Source organism: Microbulbifer sp. ARAS458-1, from assembly GCF_045348205.1.
GTDB lineage: Bacteria > Pseudomonadota > Gammaproteobacteria > Pseudomonadales > Cellvibrionaceae > Microbulbifer.
This window is the reverse complement of record NZ_CP155838.1, coordinates 2,830,739-2,855,693: the sequence shown is the minus strand read 5'-3', so window position 1 is coordinate 2,855,693 and position 24,955 is coordinate 2,830,739. Positions and strand designations below refer to the sequence as shown.

Genomic DNA, 24,955 nt, shown 5'->3' with positions numbered 1-24,955 from the left:
TCTCTTCGATGTCGATTATTTCTCGAGTAACTGGTCCAGGGGTAGTTCGGTGCGATAGCGCACTTGCTTCAGGGAGAAGCTGCTCTTGATATGGTCGATACCCGGTAGTTCCGTCAATTTCTTGTCCAGAAACTCCTGGTAAGCATGCAGGTTTGGCACTACTACGCGCAGCAGGTAATCGAAGTCGCCGGTCATCAGGTAGCACTCCATCACTTCCGGCCACTGTCCGATGGTCGACTCAAAATGCTGTAGCTCTTTTTTGACCTGATGATTCAGGGTTACCTGGATAAACACGCTTACCGGCAGGCCAACTTTATCCGGCTCCAGCAGCGTAACGGCTCGCTTGATAAACCCCTGTTCATGGAGGTTTTTTACCCGACGGGAGCAGGGCGAAGGGGAAAGGCACACTTTTTCTGCCAGCTCAATGTTGGGAATCGTGGCGTCTTCCTGAAGGATCTCCAGAATGTGCTTATCAATGGCATCCAATAAATAGGCCATAGTGGTACCTGACAGTCTCGGTTGGTCTCAAGGACCCAATTATTGCAGAAATTCAATCGTAAGTGGTGATTTATGGCTGCCTGAGCGCGCAAATGTGGTGATTTTGGTATGACCTGCCCGCATTGCCGGTGATAGTTTACGGCAAACAATAAACGGCGCGGTCTGTTCCACAACAACCGGCGTTGCGGTCTATGTAGCCGACAGTACTAGCGAAGGTACCCCACGATGGCGATGGTTGAAAGCGATCAGGAACTGGGCTTTGATAGCGAATACTCGCTCAAAGCGGCGTTTACCCGTGATAGCGGGCGGGTGTTTCTTACGGGAATCGATGCGCTCGTGCGTCTCCCCCTGATGCAGAAGCGCGTGGATGAACAGGCGGGGCTGAACACGGCGGGATTTATTTCCGGTTACCGCGGCTCGCCACTGGGCGGGTACGATCAATCCCTCTGGCGTCACAAACAACTGCTGGCAGACCGGGATATTCATTTCGAACCGGGTATCAACGAGGATCTTGGCGCTACTAATATCTGGGGCACTCAGCTTCTCGATCACTATCGCCAGCAAGCGACCCGTGATGGCGTCTTCTCGATCTGGTATGGCAAAGGTCACGGCGTCGATCGCAGCGCAGATGTATTCCGGCAGGCCAACATCCAGGGCACCTCCAGACACGGCGGGGTGCTGGCATTGTGTGGTGATGACCATACCGCTGAATCTTCCATGTTTTCCCACAATACCGATCAGATCTTTGAATCGGTCATGATGCCTTTGCTGTTTCCAACCACGATTGACGAGTACCTGACCCTAGGGCTTGCGGGTATCGCGCTGTCTCGTTTCTCCGGCCTTTGGGTTGGATTCAAGACAATCACGGAAACTGTGGAAGCGGGGGCTTCTATTCAGGTGCCGGAACTACCGCAATTTGTTGTGCCAGCGGATTTCCCGGTGCCCGCTCACGGTCTCAATTACGACCCACACCTAAACTGGCCTGCAGAGCGGATGGAGTACGAGCGGCGCATGCTCGAAGAGCGACTGCCCGCAGCGCGGGCATTTGCCTACACGAATGGCCTCGACAGGAACATCGTAAGCGCGCCGCAAAAGCGCTTTGGTATCGTGACGGTGGGCAAGGCCCACGGAGATCTACTGGAAGCGCTGAGGCTGCTCAATCTCACTGAGCAGGATCTTCTGGATGCGAACATATCCATTCGCAAGATTGCCATGAGCTGGCCGCTCGAACCCCGTGGCATGAGTGAATTCGCCGAGGGGATGGAGCGGATTCTGGTAGTCGAAGAAAAGCGCCCTCTGGTGGAAGACCAGGTCAAGAATTTCCTGTATAGCTGGGAGGACACCCGCCGCCCGAAAGTCGTCGGCAAGAAAGACCTGGACGGCAATGACCTGCTACCGGCGATCTGGGGCTTTGGCCCGGATCAAGTGGCCAGGGCGATTACCCGCTGGCTGGCGGATACCGCGCTCGCAGAAAAGCTGGTGCCGTTGGCGGAAAAACTCGGCACCACTGTTCCGGGGAAAACTACTGGGCTTCTGGCGCGTGAACCGATTTTCTGTGCGGGCTGCCCGCACAACTCTTCGACCAAGCTGCCCGAAGGTAGTATCGGCAGTGCCGGTATTGGGTGCCATATCATGGCACTGGGTAAAGGTCTGCGTACGGACACATACTCCCATATGGGTGGGGAAGGCGCGCACTGGGTGGGCCTGCATCGGTTCTCCACGGATAAGCACATTTTCCAGAACATGGGGGATGGTACCTACAACCATTCCGGGCTGCTTGCCATCCGCCAGGCGGTGGCGAGTCGTATCAATATTACCTACAAAATTCTGCTTAACGACGCGGTGGCCATGACCGGTGGGCAGCCGACCGATGCAGAAGTCACCGTGCCCACACTATCGCGACAGTTGATCGCAGAGGGGGTCGGGCGGGTGTGCCTGGTGAGTGAAAATCCCGATCATTGGCGTCATCACCGCGGGCAGCTGCCGGGTTCACTGGAAATATTTCATCGGGATGCCCTGGACGATGTACAGCGGCAGCTGCGGGATACTGCCGGGGTAACTGCGATTATTTACGAGCAGGTGTGTGCGGCGGAAAAACGCCGCCGGCGAAAAAAAGGTCAGATGGAAGACCCATCCCGCCGTTTGCTGATCAACCACCGCGTGTGTGAAGGCTGCGGAGATTGCAGCGTACAGTCCAGTTGTATTGCCGTTGAGCCGCTGGAAACGCCATTTGGCCGCAAGCGCCAGGTCAACCAGTCGAGCTGTAACAAAGACATGCGCTGTGCTGACGGATTCTGCCCAAGCTTTGTCAGTGTGGAAGGTGGTGAGCTGAAAAAGCCCGAAGTCCGCACACTCGCAGAAGCCATCGATGCGGCCAGCCAGTCTCTGACACCGGCACCGGAACCAAGCCTGAATCAACCCGTCAACATCCTGGTGGCGGGTATCGGTGGCAGCGGTGTTCTCACTGTCGCCGCATTATTGGGTATGGCGGCACACCTCGAAGACAAGGGTAGTACAACCTTGTATTTCACCGGGCTATCTCAGAAAAATGGCGCTGTGGTGGCCCATGTGAAAGTCGCGGAAGCCCCGGAAGATATTACTACCGCACGTATTCGTGATGGCGCCGCAGATTTATTACTTGGCTGTGACATGGTAACCGCAGCCGGTCAGCGCAGTAAGTTCGCGCACGGCAAGGTCAGAGCGCTGGTGAATACCGCAGAAGTTCCGGTAGCCGCTTTTGTGCGCAACAACGACCTGGCGTTCCCTGCTGATGCCACGGTGGAAAGTATCCGCTCGGTCGCAGGTGAATATTTCGCGTTCGACGCCAATCGCTACGCGGAGTCCCTGTTCGGAGATACGGTGGCAGCAAATCTGATGATGTTGGGTTACGCCTGCCAGAAAGGGTTGCTACCGGTGAGTCGCGGTGCGCTCGAACGAGCGGTGACTCTCAACGGAGTGGCAGTGGAAAATAACCTGCGCGCATTCCGTGCAGGTCGACTATTGGCGGAAACTCCCCAAGCGATCGAGCAGATCCTGGCACCTGCGCAGGTTGTGAAAATGATAGATCCCCCAGAGACAGTCGATCAGCTGATCGCACGCCTCACCGAGGAGCTGCGGGACTATCAGAATACCGCGTACGCGCGCGTTTTCGAGCGCACTGTAGAAAGGTTAAGGCGTGCAGAATCCCGCATCGCCGATACCCGGTTTGCGGTAACCCGTGCTGGTGCACTGAGTCTGTTTAAGGCGATGGCCTACAAAGATGAATATGAAGTGGCGCGCCTTTACTGTAGTGATAGTTTTCGAGAACAGTTGCAGGAAACGTTCAGCGGTGATTACACGCTTAAATTTCTGATGGCACCACCACTTCTGGCGCGACCGGACGCGAGTGGGAAAATCCGTAAAATTTCGCTGGGTCCCTGGATGACCCGTGTGTTGCCTTGGCTAGCGAAAGGTCGGGTACTTCGTGGTACGCCGCTTGATATATTTGGCTACACTGCGGAGCGCCGCGGCGAGCGCCGCTGGGCGCGAGAGGTTCGCGAGACGGTATTGCAGGTCGCAGATGCGATGTCTGTTGCGAATCTCGCGCAGGCGGAAGAACTGCTTTCGTTACCCCAGAGGGTGCGCGGCTACGGACATGTGCGCGCGCAGAAACTGGATGAGATTCAGGTGCGCTGGCGTGAGCTGCGATCCCGGTTCAGTAACTCAAGTACGGGTGCTGTGGTTGGTAGCATGCTGGGAGATCAGCGTTAAATCGGGATACTGAGAATGGATGGTAGGAAAGCCCGGGAAGCCGGGCTTTTTCAGTTGGAGAGAGTATCACTGGGGTTTAATGGATAAAAACGGGTTGATAATTTTCCCCCAAATGCCTGTCAGCGCCACTGGTGCCTCGACCACCGAGAGGCACAGACACTCCTGATCCTGTGTGGCGGTAGGGCGGTGGACTTCACCCGGCTCTCGTACCAGGAAGTCGCCGGGCGTGTAAACGCCATCGGCATCGGAGAAACTGCCATAAAGCACCATGGTGATTTCACGGCCACGGTGATCGTGCTCGGCCACCTTACTTCCGGGCGCAATTCGATGAAACGACACCTCACGTTCATTTTGCCCAGTTTTCAAGCGGGCTTCCTTTAGCCCCCTGGACAGTCGGCGCCATTGAAGTACGGGGTTATCGGCCAGTAACTTTCGCACCACTGGTGGAACCGAAGCAAAGATCGGGTCGCGCAAGGGGAGGGCACTGCTGCCTGAACCCGCACACTGCTCTTCATCTTTATCCGGTTGTCGATCAATCCGTTGCATCAGTTTGCCGAATGCATCGGGCTCACTGCTTTCCAATGAAGCACTGGGTGTTGCCGTAGCAAGTAGGCTACCCCCCACGCTATTGAGTAATTTCAGCTGGGCCGCGCATTTCGGACACAGTTGGATGTGCGCCGCAACCACCAGGCTGTGTGCCCAGTTGAGGCTACCGCTGGCGTATTCCAGCAATAAATTGTTGTCGGGATGGTGGTGAATCATGCTCCCTACCTGACCTCGTTACCTGGAAATGCTACTTTGGAGTTTTTTAAGGGCAAGGCGAACTCTGGATTTCACAGTGCCCAAAGGTAGCCCCAGTTCTTCGGATATTTCACTGTGGGATTTGCCCTCTACATAGGCTTTTTCGATCACGTGACTCTGCTCTGGGGGCAGCCCCTGGAGCCCGGCGGCAATGGCGTGCTGGTTGCGCGCCTGCTGCAGGTACACCAGGGGTTGTTCGTCCTGGCTATCATCCCAGATGTCTTCTACGTTCAGGCTCTCATCGGTTGCAGGCTGGCGGTTGCTCTTGCGCAAGGCGTCAATACGACAGTTCCTCATAATGGTAAAAACCCAGGTGCTTGCCGCTGCCTTATCAGGCCGAAAAGTGGGGGCCTTGGTCCATACTCGGAACATGACTTCCTGAACCAGTTCATCTGCTGCCTCGGGCGCTGAGCTCTGGCCGCCTCGACTGAACTGAAAGCCGCGGATCAGGGGCGCGAAGTGGCTGAACAGGCGCTCAAATGCGCGCCGATCCCGGTCGCGCCCGACGCGCACCAGAAGGCCGCTCCATTCATCGTCTCTAGTGTGGTCTGGTACCTGCACGCTGCTGATTCCGCCCTTATTGGGATGTGTTGCGGCCATGATAGCTAAGCCGGCCTCCGTTTTCTGCCTGACGGTTACTTCATCACTCTTTGTACGCCTGCAGTCTCTAGCTGGATCACAGAATTTGAGTGGCGATTGATCATCTGGCGAGAGGGGAAGATCTGTTGCCCCGCGAATCCAAATCGATGACGCGGGCGTAGAGTAACCACGACATTCACTGGCAAAGGAAAGCGCGACACTATGTCTCAAGCCCTCACACGTCTTAAAGCCTTGTACGCGGATTTTTTGGCCGCAGATGCGCGCTCGATTGCGGATCTGTACGCGGCCGATATCGTATTTCGCGATCCGGTGCACGAGATTGTCGGTCTGGAGGCGATGCAGGCGTACTTTACTGGTGTTTCGACCAATCTCCGTGAGTGCCGGTTTGAGTTTGACCGTGTAGTCGAGGGTGGTACCTGGCACAGCCTCTGGTGGACCATGCATTACCGTCATTCAAAATTGAAAAATGGGGCTCCATTGCAGCTGCGAGGCGCTTCAATAATCTGCATAGATCCGGAAATCGACCGGGTAAGCTTCCATGAGGATGTCTACGACCTCGGTGCCATGATCTATGAGCAGGTGCCACTTCTGGGGGCTGTTATTCGACAAATCAAACAGCGTCTGGGAACGAGCGGAGGCGCCTGTGGCTGATTCCGTGCAATGGACCGACAAACTGAGTATCTGGATCACAGGTGCGGGTTCTGGCATCGGTGCTGCGTTAGCGCGACAGCTCATCGCCGAGGGGCACTTCGTTATCATCAGTGGGCGAACCCGTGCGCCTCTGCTGACCATTCAACAGTCGGCGCCCAAGCGGGTGAGGGTGCTTGACTGTGATGTGGGAGATGACCGCTCCATGGCCGCTTCCGGAGAATTGCTCGGGGAGGTAACCGATCAGCTGGATTTGGTAATCGCGTGTGCGGGCACCTGTGAATACGACGATGGTTTGACCCTGGATAGTGCCAGCTATCGCCGTGTATTTGACACCAATTTTTTCGGTGTGGTGAATACCCTCAGGGTCGCACTACCGTTATTGGCCAGCAGTCGTGCTCCGGTTTTTGTGGCTGTGGGGAGCCTGTCCTCGTTAGTTGGGTTTCCACGAGCCGAAGCCTACGGTGCTTCGAAAGCGGCGGTCGACTATTTCCTGCAGTCGGTACGCGCCGACACTTCGCTGGTCCCCCTGCGTACGGTTTTAGTGCGCCCGGGCTTTATTGATACGCCGCTGACGCGAGCGAACGATTTCGAAATGCCATTCCTGATGAATCCAGAGCAGGCTGCGCGGCGTATTCTTCGAGGTCTGGAAAAGAAAAAATCCATCATCGACTTTCCCAGGCGGTTAAGTTGGCCTTTGCGCCTATTGCGATGTTGCTCACCTGTCTGGTTCAGGCTAATCGCGCCTCGCTTAACAAGAATTCGTCATTTAAGGAGAGGCTGATGCGTATCGCAATCATCGGTAGTGGAATTTCTGGCTTGACATCTGCCTATCTCTTGCACGAAAAGCACGAGATTGAACTATTCGAGGCGGATTCACGCCTCGGTGGCCACACAGCGACGGTTGACGTCACAGAAGGGGACCGAACCATTGCGGTAGACACGGGCTTTATCGTATTCAACGATTGGACTTACCCGAACTTCATCAAGCTTATGCAGCGGCTGGGTGTGGAAAGTCAGCCCACTGATATGGGGTTCAGCGTTTCTGCGCCGGCCTCCGCTTGCGGTCGTCAGCGTGAAATTGAGTACGCAGGTAATAATCTCAACGCCATGTTTGCCCAGCGCAGAAATCTACTGGACGGTGGCCACTGGCGGATGTTGCGGGATATAGTCCGTTTCAATCGCGATGCAGTAGCGGATTGGAAAAATGGCGCCCTGGGCGAAACGACCACCTTGGGAAGTTATCTCCAGGTCAACGGTTACTCTTCCGAGTTTGCGTCGCGATATCTTGTGCCGATGGGGTCCGCAATCTGGTCAGCCAGCATGTCCCGAATGCTGGATTTTTCCGTCGATTTCTTCGTGCGCTTTTTCTACAACCATGGATTGTTTAACCTGTTTAATCGACCGCAGTGGCGGGTGATCAAAGGTGGGTCTCGCAGCTATATCACGCCCATGGTGAAGGGGTTTTCGGAGCGCATCCATCTCAGTAGCCCGGTGCAAAGGGTCATGCGCATGGGGCAGCATGTGGAAGTTGAGTGCCGGGCGCCCTCTGGTGAAACTCGTTCTGGGTGTTTCGACCAGGTGATATTCGCCTGTCACTCAGATCAGGCACTCAGCCTATTGGGCGATGCGGATGCGTTGGAGAGCGATATTCTGGGGCACATCCCCTATGAGCAAAACTCTGTGGTTCTACATACTGACCATACCCTGTTACCGAAGCGGAAGTCGGCGTGGGCCAGCTGGAACTATCGTTTGCAGGAAGAGGATTCAGTACTGCCTGCCTTGACGTACAACATGAATATTCTTCAGCGCCTGAGGACGGAAAAAACCTATTGTGTCACTTTGAACGCTGATGATCTGATTGCCCCGACAAAGGTGATCGGAAAATTTGAATATGCACATCCGCAATTTTCCGTACAGGGAAATAGCGCGCAATCCCGCTGGGCGGAGATCAATGGGGTGAATCGCACCTGGTTTTGCGGAGCCTACTGGGCCAACGGTTTTCACGAGGACGGTGTGGTGAGTGCTATACGTGTTGCAAGTGCGCTGGGAGTCGAATTCTGATGCGAAGTGGCATCTACTCCGGGTGGATTCAACATCGACGATTTTCGCCGAGAAGCCACAGCTTCCGTTATCGGGGATTTATGGTTTATGCCTTTCTCGACGAAATTCCCGAGATTCTCGCACAATCCTGGGCTTGGTCTGCATCCTCATGTTCGCCTGCGCGTTTCTGTCGTGAAGATTTTTATGGTGATCCGTCCGTCTCCCTCGACCAGGCAGTGCGGGATAGGGTGGAATCCGCATTGGGGAAACGGCCTGCGGGCCCTATCGCATTTCTCGCCAACTGGCGCTATTTTGGTTACAACATGAATCCCATCAGCATTTACTACTGTTTTGACTCCTCGGGAGAGCAGGTCGAAACACTGTTGGTGGATGTCCACAACACGCCGTGGCAAGAGCGTCATGGCTATGTTTTGCCTGTTAATCGCGGCCGAGTACAGCGTGCTATCTTCGATAAAGCGCTGCATGTATCTCCTTTTATGCCTTTTGAACAGACGTATCACTGGCGCAGTACCACGCCGGGGAACCGCCTGACGGTGAGTATCTGTCTTGAACAGGCGGGTGAACGTGTGTTTGATGCCTGTATGTCGTTGCAACGGGAGGAAATAAATTCCAAGGTTCTCGCGCGCAAGTTGATCCGTTACCCACTGTTTACCGTAAAAGTAATCGCTGCCATCTACTGGGAAGCGTTCAGACTCTTGCTCAAGCGGGTGCCATTATATTCTCACCCACAGCGTTGAGGCCGCATTGTAATTTGGACCCGGCTCTTTATTCGGGAGAGGTTTTTCTTGTCATGAATTCTGTGCAGAAAGAAATGTTACACACCGCCAGTCCCTCAGTGCCTGCTGAGGGGAAGAATGTTCCGGGTGGAAACGTTGAGCTCCAGTGGATTGAGTGCTTGGCTAGAAAACTTGTGCTGGCCAAGCTGGCCAGGATTGACAAGGGAACCCTGTTCGTACACGAACAATTTGGCGAAAAGTATGTGGCGCAATTTGGTCAGTCTCCTGGATTTTCTGAAATCGAGGCGCATATTCATGTGCGCCACCCGTCCACTTATACCCAGGTGCTTTTGAGCGGTACGATCGGGTCTGGCGAGGCGTATATGGAGTCCGCCTGGCATTCGCCTGACCTGGTTCAGGTAATTCGTCTGATGGTTGCGAACATCAAACTGCTGCAGGACCTGGATTCCCGCTGGAGTTTTCTGCACAAGCTAGTTATTAAAGCCCTGCATCGACTGAATGCCAATTCACTGCGAGGCTCTAAAAAAAATATTGCTGCCCATTACGATCTGGGTAACGAATTTTTTGGGCTGTTTCTCGACCCCACCATGCTTTACTCGAGCGCGGTTTTCCCGTCTGAGTGGGCGAGCCTTCTGGAAGCTTCTGAGTTTAAAATGGCCAGGATCTGCCGAAAGCTGCAGTTAAAGCCATCGGATCACCTACTGGAAATCGGTACTGGGTGGGGCGGTATGGCGGTGTACGCGGCCAAACACTTTGGTTGCAGAGTGACCACGACCACCATATCCCGAGAGCAATATGCTCATGCCAAGGAGTGGGTCGAACGCGAAGGTCTGTCAGACCGCATCACACTTTTACTGAAGGATTACAGGGAGCTGAATGGTCAGTACGACAAGATTGTTTCAATTGAGATGATTGAGGCGGTTGGCCATCAGTACTATGGAACATTCTTCAACCGGTGTAGCGCTTTGCTGAAGGATGATGGTCTGATGGTCATGCAGGCAATCACGATTCAGGATCAACGTTTCGAGTCGTACAAAAACAGTGTGGATTTCATTCAGCGCTATATCTTTCCAGGTGGTTGCCTGCCCTCCAACCAGGTAGTCGCGAATAATATCGCTGAGCACACAGATATGCAGATAGTGGGACTGGACGATATCACCTTCGATTATGCGAAAACACTTGCTTCATGGCGGGACAAATTTTTCCAGCATATCGATGAAATCCGGGCTCAGGGGTTCGATCAGCGCTTCATCAATATGTGGGAATTCTACCTTTGCTATTGCGAGGGCGGATTTCTGGAGCGTGCCATCAGTACGGCACAGTTCACTTTCGCCAAACCGCGCTGCCGAAAGCTTCCCGAACTGCACTGACCGCAGTAGCCGCCAAGTGCGCGGATTGTCACATATCGATCGGTTAGAGCCCTGCTCAGGGACCGTTCATATACCCGTCACCCCGATACTGCCTCTGTAGAAAGCCTGTCTATTCTGCCCGTGACCCGTCGGGCAGCTCTAAGCCCCGAGCTATTAATAGCAACTTGTCATGGCGCGCCCTTCCACGCTGGTCTAAACCTAAGAGGACACAGGCGACAAATGTGAAGAGGGGCGCCAATGAGTTTCCGATTTATGGTTGCTGCGGGCCTTAGCGCAGTTGCCCTGTTTGGCTGTGCCAGTCAGCAGGAACAGGTGTACGGAGCAGGCAATATCGTGATCGATACGCAAGGGGTCAATATGCGGCAATATCAGCTGGACCTCGCAGATTGTAAAACCATGTCAATGGCGGCAAGAAATGATGCCGGCCGCCGTGGGTTTACCCGCGCTGCTGGCGGCGCACTTCTTGGCGGCGCTTTGGGCGCGATTATTGGAGATACCAGTAGCGCAGCCGCCGGTGCTGCTGCCGCAGGTGCCCTGGTTGGCGGTGTCAGCGGGGTAGGTAGTGCGCATGCGGAGCAGAATGCGATTGCGCGCAATTGCTTGCGCGGACGTGGATATCGAGTACTGAACTAGATTCGGCAAACCACAGGATGTTGCGCCGGGCTTTTGCCCGGCTTTTTTGTGTCGATTGGGTTGTGTCACTCGGCCCGGCCCTCATTTCCCTGTCATCAAACTGACATGAAAAATTCATATCCCTGACCCCACCTTCGGCAATATGTCGTTAGAATCTGCGCATTATTTTTAGGGGGTTCTATGCGTTTAATTTCTAACCTGATTATGGGGCTGATGCTGGTCTGCAGTGGTGCGGTGTTCGCTGCGGATGCGCCGGAAAGCGTACATGTAAAGCTTGAAGAGCGTGTGTCGGTCATTATTGACCGGATGTCTGATGAGTTGACACCGGCGGAGCGTATTGCGCTTACGCCGGAATCCGTTGTCGAGTTTCTCTCGGCGGATGAGCGCCAGTATCTGGGTACCGCTTTCTCGCATTTCCGGTTAGACCGCGATGCGGTTATTTATGTCGCATTTGATTCTTCCTACGGAGAGACACCGTTCTGGCTGGTGGATCAAGGGTTCACGCGTCGTGGGGAGCTGGACTTCATCGTCGATGAGGAAGATCCCTATCATGTCTGGTCCAAGGCCGTCCCTGCGGGCGAGGTGCGCCTTGGCGTACCGAGCCTGTCTGGTGAGCTCAAACCCTATCTGGTTTTTGCGGCGCCGGCGAGTGGGCGGGAGGCGGTTGCGATCACGCCCCTCACACCCGGAGCGGACGTCCAGACTGCCCGGATTGGCGGCCTGCCTTTTATCGACGATAACGACTACTTCAATACCCTGCCGAAAGCGCTGGTGGGGTTACCAGTTCTGCGCAGCTTCGAGAGTTGGGAGCTGGTGTCGCGCTTCGTGGGGTATTTTCGGGAAACCCGCTACCCGTCGTCTGCCCGCCCGGACCACCTCCAGTTGACCTGGCAGGGGGACCCCGCAACCACCGCGACCGTTCAGTGGCGCACGGATGACAGCGTGGAGCAGGGGCTTCTTTGGGTGGCACCGAAAGCAGATTTCTTTTCTCGCGGTGTAAAAAGTGCGACGCGGAAGAAATCCCAATCCTCTGTATTGCGTACTCGCCAGGTGGTCAATGACCCGGCGGTGCGTTTGCACCGGGTGGCGTTACAGGGTCTGAAGCCTGCGACCGATTATCTCTATGCGGTAAGTACCGATAACGGGAAGCGCTGGACCGAGCCTCGCGAGTTTCGGACTGCTGCCGCCACACCGAGTGAGCCCTTTTCTTTTGTCTACCTGGGTGACCCGCAGAATGGCCTGGACCGCTGGGGGCAGTTGATCCGTCAGGCGGACTTTGACTTCCCTCATGCACGCTTCTACATGATTGCTGGTGATTTGATCGACCACGGACAGGAGCAGGATAACTGGGACCAGTTCTTTCACGAAGGTAGCTCCGTGTTTGACCGCTCTATGGTGGTGCCGGCATTGGGCAACCATGACAGTCACGGCGGGCACCCCACGTTGTACCTGAAGCAGTTTGCGTTGCCAGACAATGGTAGCAGCAAGCTGGACCCTGGCCGCACGTATCATGTGACCTATCAGGACCTTCTGGTTGTGGTTATGGATTCCAACTACCACCTGGTGGAGCCTGAGTTACAGGTAGACTGGCTGGATCGTGTGCTGGGGGAGAGCGATGCCCGCTGGAAGGTTGTGATTTATCACCATCCGTTTTACGCGTCCCGTGAAGGTCGTGATAACAAATCTATTCGCGACACCTGGGGCCCTATTTTTGACAAGCACAACGTCGATATCGCGTTCCAGGGACACGACCATGCATATATGCGTACCGTGCCTATGCGGGGTAATGAGCCGGTGGCTCAGGGCGAGCAGGGCACCATATATCTGGTTGCGGTTTCCGGTACCAAAATGTACGAGCAGGAATTGCCAGAGTTTGCAGCCTTCGGTGCGGTGAATACCCGGACTTACCAGATTATCGATGTTGATCCGTTAAGTGGCTCACTCAAGTATCGTGCGATTGATGGCGAGGGTACCGTAATCGACCAATTCTCTCTGCGGAAGCCCGCGGGCGCCGCGCAGGTGAAGCGCTAAAGGCACTTGGCAGCCGCGGCCATTTACGGGCCGCGTACAAGACACAAAAAAGCCCGGAGATTCCGGGCTTTTTTGTGTCTATGTATTTGTGCTGTTTACTGCCCCAGAGTGAATAGCTGGGTATTCCCCCCGGTTGCGACCGTGTTGACGGTCTTGGTTTTTTCGTTGGCAAAACGGAACAGGTAATGCGGGCCGCCTGCCTTGGGGCCGGTGCCGGACAGGCCCATTCCACCAAAGGGGTTCACCCCGACTACCGCGCCCACCATGTCCCGGTTAACGTAGCAGTTGCCGGCATCAATACGCTTGAAGATCGCGCCGGCGCGTCCTTCGATGCGGGAGTGCAGGCCAAAGGTCAGGCCGTATCCGGTGGCATTGATCCGGTGGATTACGTCTTCCAGCTCTTCGGCCTTGAACCGCACCACGTGCAGGAAGGGGCCAAACACCTCGCGCTTGAGCAGATTGAAGTTTTCAATCTCTACTACCTGTGGGCCAAAGAATGTGCCAGTGGACGGTTGTTTGGCCGGGTCAAAGGCAAATAGCGGCTTGGCCTCTTTCTCCATGCGCTCGCGGTGTTTTTCCAGAAGCCCCAATGCCTTTTCGTCGATCACCGGGCCGATATCTGTTTCCAGTTTGGAAGGATCGCCGAGACTCAATTCTTCACAGGCACCCTTGAGCATATTCAGCAGGTTGTCTGCAATTACGTCCTGGACACACAGAATCCGCAACGCGGAACAGCGCTGGCCCGCGCTGAGAAAGGCGGATTGAATCACATCGTCAACCACCTGCTCGGGAAGGGCGGTGGAGTCGACGATCATGACATTCTGGCCGCCGGTTTCCGCGATCAGCGGTACGATCGGACCTTCTTTCGCCGCAAGCTGCATGTTGATGTGCTTGGCGGTCTCGGTGGATCCGGTAAAGGCGACGCCGGCGACCTGAGGGTTGTCCAGGAGTGGTTTACCCACCGCGGCCCCGGTGCCGGTGATCAAATGCAACACTTTCGTGGGCACTCCGGCTTCGTGCATCAGCTGCACTGCGCGCGCGGCAATCAGGGGAGTCTGCTCTGCCGGTTTTGCCAGCACGCTATTGCCGGCGGCGAGGGCGGCCACGACCTGGCCGGTGAAAATGGCCAGCGGGAAATTCCACGGGCTGATACAGACAAAGACACCGCGGCCACACAGACTCAATTCGTTACTTTCCCCGGTGGGTCCGGGCAGCACGGTGGGAGTGCTGAAATGCTGTCGAGCGCCGTTGGCGTAGTAGCGACAGAAATCCACGGCTTCGCGAACCTCTGAAATACCGTCGTTCAGTGTGCGGCCTGCTTCGCGGCAGATCATCGCCACCAGTTCGTCCATATGTTGCTCGTACAAATCGGCAACCTTGTCGAGGATCTTCGCGCGGGCGTTGCCGCCCAGGCGATTCCACGCGCGCTGGTTCTCAGAGGCGGATACAAACGCCTGCTCAATCTGAGCCTCACCGGCATTGGCGGTGTGCCCCACCACCTCGCCAGTGGCCGGATTGACAACCGGCAGATCGGCCGCTGCAGCGACGCCGTCCACGATCGGGCCGCCACTCCAGGATTTATTCCGACTTGCTTCTACGGCCTGCAGTAGGGGTTCAACCGCCTGCGGGTCGGTGAGTTCAATACCTGCGGAGTTCTTGCGTGGTAGCGCTTCGTGACCGAGGTAAATATCCGCGGGGACAGGGATTTCGGGGTGCCGGTAAGGGTTGCAGGCTTCGCTCTGTTTCAGGGTGTCCTGCACCAGCTCCGCCACAGGTGTTTTCTCATCCATAAAGCGATTAACGAAAGAGCTGTTTGCTCCGTTTTCCAGCAGGCGGCGGACCAGGTAGGGCAGCAGGTCCTTGTGTGCTCCTACCGGTGCATACACTCTTACCGGTACACGTTTGCCGTGAACCGCTTCGATCTGGTCATAGAGCAGGTGACCCATACCGTGCAGGCGTTGGAATTCGTAGTCATTGCCGTCGCCCGCGAGCTCCAGAATCAGACCTACTGTGTAGGCATTGTGGGTGGCGAATTGCGGGTAAATGGCATCGCGGCCATCCAGTAGCTTCTTCGCACAGACCTGATAGGACAGATCCGTATGACACTTGCGCGTATACACAGGGTAGTCCGCCAGGCCCATTTGCTGGGCGTGTTTGATCTCGGTATCCCAGTAGGCGCCTTTTACCAGTCGCACCATCAGTTTGCGGCCAGTATCGCGGCCGAGCGCGATCAGCCAATCTGCCACGTATGGCGCGCGTTTTTGGTAGGCCTGCAGAACAAAGCCCAGGCCCTGCCAGCTGGCGAGCTCCGGGTCGCGCGCGAGGGCTTCGAAGATATCCAGGGATATATCCAGGCGCTCGGCTTCCTCAGCATCGATATTGAGGCCCATATCGAATTTGGCTGCCGCGGCACACAGTGATTTCACTTTCGGCAGCAGCTCAGTCATTACGCGTTCACGTTGCAGCTCGCTATAGCGGGGGTGCAGGGCAGAGAGCTTGATGGAGATACCATTGGCTTCCACGACGTCGCGTTTGCTGTTGTCGGCACCGATGGCTTCAATGGCCATCATGTAGGCATCGTAATAGCGCTGGGCATCGGCCATGGTGCGCGCGCCTTCTCCCAGCATATCGAAGGAGAAGCGGGTGCCCGGAGCGTTTTCCGCGGGACCGCGCTTCAGCGCCTCCTTGATGGTTCGCCCCAGTACATACTGCCCACCCATGATCTTCATCGCCTGCATCATGGAAGTGCGCACCATGGGCTCACCCATACGGCTGACCAGTCGCTTCATCCAGGTGGATGGCTTTTCGGTAATGTCCGGGTCAAGCTCGACAATATTACCGGTGAGCATCAAGCCCCAGGTGGATGCGTTGACGAACAGGGAGTCGGATTGTCCGCGATGGCTGGACCAGTTGCCGGAGTGAACTTTCTCAGCGATCAGTTTGTCTGCTGTATCAGCATCCGGTACACGCAACAGGGATTCCGCCAGGCACATCAGGGCCACGCCTTCCTTATTTGACAGGCCGAACTGCTGCAGAAAGGCATCCAGGGTGCCGCGCTTGCTGCGCTGTTCACGGGATTTGACCACTAACTGGCTGGCAGTCGAAAGGATCTTCTCCCGCAGTGCCTCGCCCGGGCGCGGGGCCGCCAACAGCTCACTGACGCACTGATTCTCGTCGGCATGCAGATACTTGCGGGCGTTGTGACGCGCGCTTTTCAGTTCTCCGGCGAAGTGTGTAGGCATAGGTATTTCCTTAGAGCCCTCTGGGTGGAATAAGTACAGGATAAAAACCCGGATTATGTGGGATAAATCCCAGAATTAATCTCCATTTTGGAAAAGAGTGTGGTTAAATATAGGGGTTATCCGGTTAATCACCAGTAGGGTATTTTGCTATGTCTCGGAAATTGGAAGATCTGGACCGTATCGACCGCCAGATTCTGCGGATTCTTCAGCGTGCGGGCCGCCTTCCCAATGTGGAACTGGCGCGTCGCGTCAATCTGAGTCCTACGCCATGCCTTGAGCGGGTCAAGCGTCTGGAGCGTGAAGGCTTTATTAAAGAGTATGTCGCGCTGCTGGACCCGCTGAAAGTACACGCGGGTCTCGTGGTCTATATCCAGGTATCCCTTACGGATACTGCGACCGAAGCGCTGGAAGCGTTTAACAAGCATTTGTCCAGCCTTGAAGAGGTTCAGGAGTGCCACATGGTGGCCGGCGGTTTTGACTACCTAGTAAAAATTCGTATTAAGGATATGCTCGGATATCGACAATTCCTCGGCGAAAAACTCGCGTCAGTCCCCGGGGTGCGGGAAACCCACACATACGTGGTGATTGAAGAGGTCAAGACCGATACATCAGTCGCCATTCCGGAGCAGGACCTGAAAAACGGCAAGCGCTGAGCGATCTGTTGCACACGCTCTGATGGAAGCATCTGCCGACACCATATACCGCAATAACCGCCGCGCGACCCTGTTCGCGCTGGCCGCGGTACTGTGCTGGTCCACCGTGGCCAGCGCTTTCAAGCTATCTCTGCAGTACCTGTCGCCACTGCAGCTGGTGACCATCGCGTCGCTGGTTTCTGCCGGGTTTATGGGGGGCGTCGTGGTGTGGCAGGGGCGTGGAGGGGAATTGCTGGGTACCTGGCGGCGTGCCCGTGGTTGGTTCCTCGCCCTTGGGTTTTGTAATCCCTTCCTCTATTACCTGGTGCTGTTTCACGCATACGACTTGCTGCCGGCACAGCAGGCCCAGCCCCTCAATTACACCTGGGGGGTGGTGCTCGCACTATTATCAGTCCCGCTATTGAAACAGAAGCTGCGCCGCCAGGACCTGCTTGCAGGCCTGGTGTGTTACGGCGGAGTGCTGGTGATCGCCACTGGCGGCAATCTGTCAGAGCTCAAGTTTGAGCAGCCCTTGGGTGTCGCGCTGGCATTGTTCAGCACCCTCATCTGGTCTTGCTATTGGCTGTTGAATACCCGTATCGGCGGTAATGCGGCGGTCAACCTGTTTCTGACTTTCTGCTGTGGCCTGCCCTGGCTGGCCCTTGCGGTCTGGTGGCAGGGGGACTGGCAGTGGCCACCAGCCGCAGGTTGGGCTGGGGCGGTATATGTTGGTCTGTTCGAGATGGGGGTCGCTTTCCTGTTGTGGCAGGCGGCGTTACTGAACTGTGAGAATACGGCGCGTATCAGTAATTTTATTTACCTCTCTCCGCCACTATCGCTTTTATTGATTGCGCTACTGGTCGGCGAGCGTATCCATCTGGCGACGATCGTGGGGCTCGCGCTGATATTACTGGGTGTGGCGATACAACAGGGGGCTTTACAGCGCGTCCTTTTACGCCGAAGAAATACTTCAATCAAATAACAATAACGACGCATTGTCCGGGAGCTGATGACCTGAAATGCATTTTATGATGAATGAGAAACAGTCATGAATTTTGAATTGTCTGAAGAGCAGCAAATGATCCAGGAGGCCGCGCGCCAGTTTGCTGATAGTGAGCTGAAGCCGATCGCCGCAGAATTGGACAAGAGCGGGAACCGGTCACTGTTTTTACAGAAGCTCAAGGAGTTGGCCGAACTCGGGTTTATGGGGATCAATATTGATCCGGAATTTGGCGGCACCGGGGCGGGTACCATCGCCTTCAGTCTCGCCATTGCGGAAATCGCCCGCGGCTGCGCGTCTACCGCGACCACCACCTCGGTCACCAACATGGTGGCGGAAGTGATTCAGGCGATGGGCACCGAAGCGCAGAAGACATACTTCCTGCCCAAAATCTGCAGTGGCGAATACCCGGCAGGTTCCTTTTGCCTGACCGAACCGAGCTCCGGTTCCGATGCAGCGGCGATGCGTACCCGCGCGGTCAAAGACGGTGACCACTACGTATTGAACGGCAGTAAGCTGTTTATCAGCAGTGCTGAATTTGCCGGGGTTTTCGTGGTCTGGGCTGTGACCGATTCTGCTGCCCCCAAAGGCAAGGGGATTTCCTGCTTTCTGGTAGAGGCGGGGACGCCAGGCCTGGTGATCGGCAAAGCAGAAGAGAAAATGGGGCAGAAAGCCTCGGTGACCAACGAGGTCGCCTTTGAGGATTGTCGAGTGCCGCTCACTAATATGCTCGGTGAAGAAAATCGTGGTTTTCGTATCGCGGCTGGCGAGCTGGCAGGTGGTCGGATTGGTATTGGTTCATTGGCGCTGGGTATCGGATTGGAAGCCCTGGACTGTGCGCGCACCTACCTGCAGCAACGGGAGCAGTTCGGAAAGCCACTGGCACAGTTCCAGGGTCTGCAGTGGCAGCTTGCCGACAAGTACACCGAGATGGAAGCCGCACGCCTGTTACTGTTACAGGCGGCCTGGCAAAAAGATGCGGGGCAGCCATTTGGCCCAACCGCTTCGATGGCCAAGCTATATGCATCGGAAAAAGCCAATGAAGCCTGCTATGTGGCGTTGCAGATGCACGGGGGCGTCGGCTACACGCGGGAGTTTCCTCTGGAGCGGATGGCGCGGGATGTGCGTATTACCACTATCTATGAAGGCACCAGTGAAATCCAGCGCTTGATTATCGCCCGCCATCTACTCGACGGCGTGCGCTAGTTTACAGCGTTTGTTGTGCACCACCATTGGTGTAGGCCCCGCTAGCCATGTACGGCTATCGGGGCTTTGTATGTTCCGGATTTTATGTATTCGCCCCACCGGGGCAGAGGATTGGTAGTTGTGAGTTCGCCTGCAAAGCCCGGTATCCACTCTGCATGGATAACGGGTGCACGTGAGGGCATTCCGTTACTGGGTGGCTATATTCCAGTAGCGATTTCCTTCGGTCTGATCGCGGTACAGTCCGGTTTTTCAGCTTGGGAGGCGGTGTTGATATCGACCGTGGTTTACGCCGGAGCGTCCCAGTTTCTGTTTGTCGCCATGGTAGCTGCCGGTGCTCCGTTGTGGCTGGTGGTAGTGATGACTCTGTTGATTAATGCCCGACACCTGGTGTACGGGCCGAATATTGCGCCCTGGCTCAGCGGTAGTCGCTGGTGGCCATGGCTGATGCACGGACTTACCGATCAGATCTTTGCACTTTCCCACGTTCGCCTTCCCCAGCTAGAGGCACGACACCGTATGGGCTGGTATATCGGTGTGGCGGTGGTGGCGTGGTTCAGCTGGATTGGAGGGACTGCCATCGGCGCGGTTGCGGGGATGGAACTGACGCAGCGCTGGCCACTGGTGGGCGAAGTGATGCCATTTGCTTTGCCGGCGCTCTTTCTTGTGCTGCTCGCACCCAGGTTCGCCTCGCGACACTGGGCACTGACGCTGGCCGCCACCATATCGAGCGCCCTTCTCATCGCCCTCTATGGATTTAAAAACGCGGCCATACCTATTGCGGCCGTATGCGGTGCTCTGGTGTATTACGGTCTGGATATACTGGTGCGCAATCGGCTAAACAGCACAAGCGAGGCGAAAAATGGATAGCGAACTCTGGGGCGCTCTGCTGGTGACTGCCCTGGGTACCCTGATGATGCGCGCATTGCCATTGCTGTGGATGCGCCGACACCTGATTCGCAAGCAGTCTGCCAATTCGCTGGATGCGATGCCGTCCTGGTTGACGGTGCTCGGACCGCTGATGATTGCGGCAATGTTTGGTGTATCACTAGTACCGCCTAAAATCAACGCGCTCAGCTGGTGGGCAACAGGCATCGGTATGCTGGCGACCTATATTGTGTGGCGGTATACCCACTCTCTGGGTTGGCCGGTGTTTGCTGGCGTCGCGGCGTATGGCAGTATCGTATTGCTGGTAAGTTCCAGTTTCTAAGCTGGAACTTACCGGGTTTTGTATCTGTTCCGACGTCATCACGGGCAAACTGCTGGTTTCTACTACCGAAAGTGCCCCCGAAAATACTGCCCAAGCGATTTCGTAAAGTATTCGGCTTTAGTCTTGCGTTGTTGCACTGTTGACGGATAAGGGCGAAAGGTTGGAGGTTTTGAGGCTAATTCTAAGTCAGTAAAAGTCTAAAATTCGACTTTCAAACACAACTTGGATGAATAGCTATGCGAACTTTTGCACTCAATCTGGCTTTTCCGCTGATCACTTTCGGAATGTGTTCGGTGAACGCGGAAACATTCACCCTGAGCAGTAGCGATATCACTGATGGTCAATTCATGAAGAGTCAGCATGAATTCCAGGGGTTTGGTTGTAATGGTGATAATCAGTCACCACAGCTTTCTTGGGCCGGCGCGCCAGAGGACACCGAAGCGTTTGCGCTGATGGTCTTCGACCCGGACGCGCCGACCGGAAGCGGGTGGTGGCATTGGCAGTTGATTAATATTCCGGCTTCAGTAAACAGTCTACCGGCCGGAGCTGGTGATCCAGCCAAGAATGTTGTGCCTGAGGGTAGCGTTAGTATCATCAATGATTACGGAGTAAAAGGGTTTGGAGGTGCCTGCCCACCACAGGGCCATGGAGCGCATCGATATCAGTTTACGCTGTACGCACTATCGAAAAAACTGACCCTTCCTGAGGGTGCCTCTGGAGCCCTTGCTGGTTACATGGTTAAGGCGCATTCACTGGGCTCTACGAAAATAGAGGCTCTTTACGAGCGTAAATAACTGGGCGATATACTGTAGCCAAACGACGGATTTTCATACTGTCCACGAACGTGTGCGTATAGAATGGCGAGTATCTAAAGGATCGGACAGGAAGCGTGGTGGATTCAGGGAATTTAACGGACCAAGGACCTCTCTCGTACGAGAAACTGAAAGAAATGGCATTAAGAGCTGTTTCCCGTAGCGGTGACCTTCCGTTTTCTGTCTATTCTTCGGTCAAGGAACAGCGTTTGGCCAATGTTCCTGTTATTAAGCCGCTTCTTATCTTTGTTCTTGGTGGAACCAAACTGTTGGGAAGGGAGAAGCAGGCCTGCCCTTCAGGAAGCTTTGTATTCCTTTCCAATAGTCCTGATGTGGATATGAGAAACATCCCAAGTAGCGATGACGAGTATTTTGCAGTGCTACTGGAGTTTGATTATTCTGATTTCAGTCAGTTCAGGCGCAAACCGAATAACGCTAAAAAGTATTTTAAGGGTGAGATCAGCCCTTCACTAAGCCTTGCTCTCGGTCAATTAATAGAAATCTCCACCCAGGTGCAGCGGGAAGCTCTAAAGTTTCGCAAGCAAGAATTACTGAACTTGATCTATTTGTCTGGCTATGAAGAGGTGGGCGCGGTAGCCGAGCCACCGAGTTTGAGCCACCAAGTATTTGAAATTATCAGTCGAGACATCTCGGAAGACTGGAGCCTTGATCGACTTTGCGACATATTGTGTATGAGTGAATCGACTTTCCGCCGTAAGTTGAAGGTCGAGAAATCCAGTTTTCAGGATATTAAGAACAGAACCAAGCTTGGATTCGGCTTGCATTTGGTACAAAGTACCATTGAGCCAATTGGGGTGATTGCCGAACGTTGCGGGTACCGATCACAATCTCGCTTTACCGACCAATTTAAATTGTTGTTTGGGGTCACACCGAGCGAGCTAAGAAAGACCCGAAAGATAGGCTAGGGCAAAAGTTTCGCGATTCTACCGAATCTCAAGTGCCCCCTCCTGTTTTTCACGGCGCTCATTTTAATTTGGCCGATTGTCATGTTCTACCCCAATTACTCGCTTCCTGGGTATTCGATAGACGAAATATAATAAGTTATCCAGTTTTCAAATTGTTGTATTTCCACCTCATCATCGATCCGCTTTCCCAGCAATGCACGCGCCACAGGAGAGTCCATCGAGATCAACCCCTCCTTAACGTTGAATTCGTCCGGGCCGACAATGCGATATTTCGTTGTATTGCCATCCTCGTCTTCCAATGTGACCCAAGCGCCAAAGAACACTTTATCCCGGTCATCGGGAATGCGGTCGACCACGGTGATTTCCTCGAGTCGCTTGGTAAGAAAGCGCACCCGGCTGTCAATTTCCCGTAGTCTTTTTTTGCCGTAGATGTAATCGGCGTTTTCGCTGCGGTCACCGAGTTTCGCCGCATCACTCACGGCCTGGGTGACTCGCGGGCGCTCGACCTCCCAGAGTTGCTTTACCTCTGCGCGCATACGTGCAGCACCGTCCGGGGTGATATACCGGGAGCCCCGTGGCCGCGGTGGCCGCCAACGGCCCATTATCGGGTACCCTCGAGGTTGTGGATGGTGATGCCCGGGCCCGGTTGTGGCAGCGGGAATTCAAAGATGCGGCTGTAAAACTCCAGTTCACCTTCCAGTGCCATCTTAATACTGCTCGCAGATCGGAATCCGTGGCCCTCGTCCTCGAATGTGATGTAAGCCACGGGGATATGTCGCTCGCGCAGGGCGGTCACCATGGTTTCCGCCTGGTTGGGCGGTACTACCTTGTCTTCCATTCCCTGGAAAAAGATCACCGGGCAATCCAATTGTTCAATGTGGTTGATCGGCGAGCGTTGCCGGTAAATATTCTCAGCGTCAGGCCAGGGGCCCACCAGCTTGTCCAGATAACGGGATTCAAATTTGTGTGTGTCCTGTGCGAGAGTCGTGAGATCACCAATGCCGTAGTGGCTCGCGCCCGCGGAAAATGTATTGTGGAAGGTGAGGGCGGCCAGCACCGTATAGCCGCCTGCACTGCCCCCTTTGATCAGCAGACGTTCGGGATCTGCCAATCCCTGTTCCACAAGATATTCCGCGCCGGCACAGACGTCCTCGACATCAAGAACTCCCCAATTGTTGGCGAGACGATCGCGGTAGGCGCGACCATAGCCGGTACTGCCGGAGTAGTTGACATCCAGGATACCGAAGCCGCGGCTGGTCCAGTATTGCACTTTTAGATTGAGCCCCGCGGAGGTTGCACCCGTAGGGCCGCCATGCCCAAAAACGATGAGCGGCGGTTTTTCGTCGGTGAGGTTGTGATAGTTCGGGTTGTGCGGGGGGTAGTAAAAACCGTGTACTTCCCGGCCGTCCTTTTCAAAACTGACAGATTGTGCTGGTGAAAAATAATGGCTGTCCACTGCGATCGAACTGCTGCTGGCCAGGGTCTGGAACTGACCAGTGTCACCGGCATAAAGGTGGATCGCGGGGAAGTCGGTTGCGCTGCTGCCGATAAACACGGCGTTGTTCTTGGCACAGCGAATGCTTTCGAAGTCGCACCCAGGGTGTTCCAGCAGTGTGTGTCTCCCGCGTTTGAGATCAAGGCACGCAAGTTGCCAGCGTCCATTATCCGTGAAGGTGCAGAAGATGGTGTCGCGATCCAGGAAACCGTAAGTGGACATGCCAAACACCCATTGCGGTGTTGCGAACTCCGCCGCTTTCTCCCAGAGTGGGGCATCGTTACCTGTCCAGTAAATATTCCACCAGTCGTTTTTGTCAGAAACGTAGTAGAGATCTCCAGCAGGTGACCATTGCGGTTGGAAGATGGATTCGCCGGCCCCTCCGGCGATTTTTTTGGTGCTGCCAGCACTGCCATCGGCGTCGAGCTCCATGAGCATCAGCTCGGTCGCATCCCAGGGCATATCTGGGTGGTGCCATTGAAGAAAGCTCAATTGTCTACCATCGGGGCTTAGGCTTGGAGTGGCGTAAAAGTCTGCACCTTGAGCGAGTACCGTTTGCCGGTATTCACTGCCTTCCAGATCAATGGCGACCAGCCGTGCCACGGGCTCCTGATTCGGGGCAGATCCATCTTCCAGAACGCAGATCAAACGGTTGCGGTGAGGATCCAGTTGCAGGTCGGCGTAGTGAAACGGGCCCTCTGGGGTTATCGGTTCCGGTGTCTGGCCATCGAGTGCCATCTGGTAGATTCGCTGATCTGCCGCCAGAACGAAGTACACCTTGCCGCCGGTCACGGTGTAAGCGCCGCCACCATATTCATGGGCCTTTGAGCGGATACTCAGCGGGGCGGGGATGACGTCTCGAGCCTGGGGCTGTGTGGGGTTGCTGATGTCGCATTCCACAAGCACCGAGCGCCCCTTTTCTGCGGGACGCGATTCCAACCAGTACGCTTTTCCATCCAGCAGGCGTGCGTCGCTGAGGCGCACATTCCCCGCTGTGAGTAGATCCGGGGTTATCGGGGACTTCCAGCTGCCGTAGGGTGCAGACTGGGTTGCGGTGGATGACGTTGATGACGAAGTGTTGGACGACATGACGGTTTGCTGGACCCCTGTTACGTACCTGATATTTGGGCGACCGGAAGTCTCGGCCGGATCGGATGCATTGTACGTCACCGCGGGAGGGTAACAAGTCGCGGATCAACCCCGCTGAGTGCTCTGGGGATCACTGGCCGCAGTGCAGCTGGCGCTTTCCGAGTGCTGAACTTTACTGGATTTATAGGAAAAGTTTTCGTCTGTTGCCGAGTGC

At 55.3% G+C, this 24,955-nt stretch carries 21 protein-coding genes; 15 read left to right on the top strand and 6 right to left on the bottom strand.

What is annotated here, in order from left to right:
• Positions 1-15: 15 nt before the first annotated feature.
• Positions 16-498 carry an Lrp/AsnC family transcriptional regulator gene (locus AAFH99_RS11815; protein WP_010130896.1) on the bottom strand — a complete coding sequence of 161 codons (483 nt, stop codon included), beginning with the start codon at positions 496-498 and terminating at the stop codon, positions 16-18.
• A gap of 225 nt (positions 499-723) precedes the next feature.
• Between AAFH99_RS11815 and AAFH99_RS11810 the strand changes: the two genes are divergently transcribed.
• Entirely contained in the window at positions 724-4,248 is a 3,525-nt protein-coding gene (locus tag AAFH99_RS11810) for an indolepyruvate ferredoxin oxidoreductase family protein (RefSeq protein WP_406827830.1), read from the top strand.
• A 66-nt stretch (positions 4,249-4,314) separates the two neighbouring features.
• On the opposite strand, the gene AAFH99_RS11805 is transcribed toward AAFH99_RS11810, so the two are convergent.
• Together AAFH99_RS11805 and AAFH99_RS11800 are read right to left on the bottom strand one after the other, a co-directional pair.
• Entirely contained in the window at positions 4,315-5,010 is a 696-nt protein-coding gene (locus tag AAFH99_RS11805) for a ChrR family anti-sigma-E factor (RefSeq protein ID WP_406827829.1), read from the bottom strand.
• An 18-nt stretch (positions 5,011-5,028) separates the two neighbouring features.
• Complete coding sequence (locus AAFH99_RS11800; RefSeq protein ID WP_406827828.1) at positions 5,029-5,610, bottom strand: sigma-70 family RNA polymerase sigma factor; 582 nt, start codon at positions 5,608-5,610, stop codon at positions 5,029-5,031.
• 240 nt (positions 5,611-5,850) lie between these two features.
• On the opposite strand from AAFH99_RS11800, the gene AAFH99_RS11795 reads away from it, so the two are divergent.
• The 7 genes from AAFH99_RS11795 to AAFH99_RS11765 all read left to right on the top strand — a co-directional run bounded on the left by AAFH99_RS11795 (position 5,851) and on the right by AAFH99_RS11765 (position 13,132).
• Entirely contained in the window at positions 5,851-6,300 is a 450-nt protein-coding gene (locus AAFH99_RS11795; protein WP_406827827.1) for a nuclear transport factor 2 family protein, read from the top strand.
• Complete coding sequence (locus AAFH99_RS11790; RefSeq protein WP_051686860.1) at positions 6,293-7,081, top strand: SDR family oxidoreductase; 789 nt, start codon at positions 6,293-6,295, stop codon at positions 7,079-7,081. The genes AAFH99_RS11795 and AAFH99_RS11790 overlap by 8 nt, the downstream gene beginning before the upstream one ends.
• Positions 7,081-8,361 (top strand): NAD(P)/FAD-dependent oxidoreductase, encoded by a 1,281-nt coding sequence (locus tag AAFH99_RS11785; protein ID WP_406827826.1) that lies wholly within the window; start codon positions 7,081-7,083, stop codon positions 8,359-8,361. The genes AAFH99_RS11790 and AAFH99_RS11785 overlap by 1 nt, the downstream gene beginning before the upstream one ends.
• Positions 8,361-9,098 (top strand): DUF1365 domain-containing protein, encoded by a 738-nt coding sequence (locus AAFH99_RS11780; protein WP_043315975.1) that lies wholly within the window; start codon positions 8,361-8,363, stop codon positions 9,096-9,098. The genes AAFH99_RS11785 and AAFH99_RS11780 overlap by 1 nt, the downstream gene beginning before the upstream one ends.
• A gap of 53 nt (positions 9,099-9,151) precedes the next feature.
• Positions 9,152-10,468 carry a class I SAM-dependent methyltransferase gene (locus AAFH99_RS11775; protein WP_406827825.1) on the top strand — a complete coding sequence of 439 codons (1,317 nt, stop codon included), beginning with the start codon at positions 9,152-9,154 and terminating at the stop codon, positions 10,466-10,468.
• Between the two features lie 237 nt (positions 10,469-10,705).
• Positions 10,706-11,101, top strand: coding sequence for a hypothetical protein (locus AAFH99_RS11770; RefSeq protein WP_043315976.1), 396 nt, complete (start codon positions 10,706-10,708; stop codon positions 11,099-11,101).
• A 180-nt stretch (positions 11,102-11,281) separates the two neighbouring features.
• On the top strand, positions 11,282-13,132 hold the full coding sequence (locus tag AAFH99_RS11765) for a fibronectin type III domain-containing protein (protein WP_406827824.1): 1,851 nt from the start codon (positions 11,282-11,284) through the stop codon (positions 13,130-13,132).
• 95 nt (positions 13,133-13,227) lie between these two features.
• Here AAFH99_RS11765 and putA read toward each other — a convergent pair whose 3' ends face one another.
• Complete coding sequence (gene putA / locus AAFH99_RS11760; RefSeq protein ID WP_406827823.1) at positions 13,228-16,374, bottom strand: bifunctional proline dehydrogenase/L-glutamate gamma-semialdehyde dehydrogenase PutA; 3,147 nt, start codon at positions 16,372-16,374, stop codon at positions 13,228-13,230.
• Between the two features lie 149 nt (positions 16,375-16,523).
• Here putA and AAFH99_RS11755 point away from each other — a divergent pair, with 149 nt between their 5' ends.
• The 7 genes from AAFH99_RS11755 to AAFH99_RS11725 all read left to right on the top strand — a co-directional run bounded on the left by AAFH99_RS11755 (position 16,524) and on the right by AAFH99_RS11725 (position 22,157).
• A complete protein-coding gene (locus AAFH99_RS11755) occupies positions 16,524-17,027 on the top strand; it encodes an Lrp/AsnC ligand binding domain-containing protein (protein ID WP_043315982.1) in 504 nt (167 codons plus the stop codon).
• 22 nt (positions 17,028-17,049) lie between these two features.
• Complete coding sequence (locus tag AAFH99_RS11750; RefSeq protein ID WP_156035089.1) at positions 17,050-17,988, top strand: DMT family transporter; 939 nt, start codon at positions 17,050-17,052, stop codon at positions 17,986-17,988.
• Between the two features lie 66 nt (positions 17,989-18,054).
• On the top strand, positions 18,055-19,212 hold the full coding sequence (locus AAFH99_RS11745) for an acyl-CoA dehydrogenase family protein (protein ID WP_043315984.1): 1,158 nt from the start codon (positions 18,055-18,057) through the stop codon (positions 19,210-19,212).
• A 120-nt stretch (positions 19,213-19,332) separates the two neighbouring features.
• Positions 19,333-20,079 carry an AzlC family ABC transporter permease gene (locus AAFH99_RS11740; RefSeq protein WP_406827822.1) on the top strand — a complete coding sequence of 249 codons (747 nt, stop codon included), beginning with the start codon at positions 19,333-19,335 and terminating at the stop codon, positions 20,077-20,079.
• On the top strand, positions 20,072-20,419 hold the full coding sequence (locus AAFH99_RS11735; protein WP_043315985.1) for an AzlD domain-containing protein: 348 nt from the start codon (positions 20,072-20,074) through the stop codon (positions 20,417-20,419). The genes AAFH99_RS11740 and AAFH99_RS11735 overlap by 8 nt, the downstream gene beginning before the upstream one ends.
• Before the next feature lie 236 nt (positions 20,420-20,655).
• Positions 20,656-21,213, top strand: a complete 558-nt coding sequence (locus AAFH99_RS11730) for a YbhB/YbcL family Raf kinase inhibitor-like protein (protein WP_043315987.1) — start codon at positions 20,656-20,658, stop codon at positions 21,211-21,213.
• A gap of 98 nt (positions 21,214-21,311) precedes the next feature.
• Entirely contained in the window at positions 21,312-22,157 is an 846-nt protein-coding gene (locus AAFH99_RS11725; protein ID WP_406827821.1) for a helix-turn-helix transcriptional regulator, read from the top strand.
• A 95-nt stretch (positions 22,158-22,252) separates the two neighbouring features.
• Here the strand turns inward: AAFH99_RS11725 and greB are convergent, their stop codons facing one another.
• Positions 22,253-22,759 (bottom strand): transcription elongation factor GreB, encoded by a 507-nt coding sequence (greB, locus tag AAFH99_RS11720; RefSeq protein ID WP_043315989.1) that lies wholly within the window; start codon positions 22,757-22,759, stop codon positions 22,253-22,255.
• A complete protein-coding gene (locus tag AAFH99_RS11715) occupies positions 22,759-24,741 on the bottom strand; it encodes a S9 family peptidase (RefSeq protein ID WP_406827820.1) in 1,983 nt (660 codons plus the stop codon). Before AAFH99_RS11715 ends, greB begins: the two co-directional genes overlap by 1 nt.
• Positions 24,742-24,955: the final 214 nt, after the last annotated feature.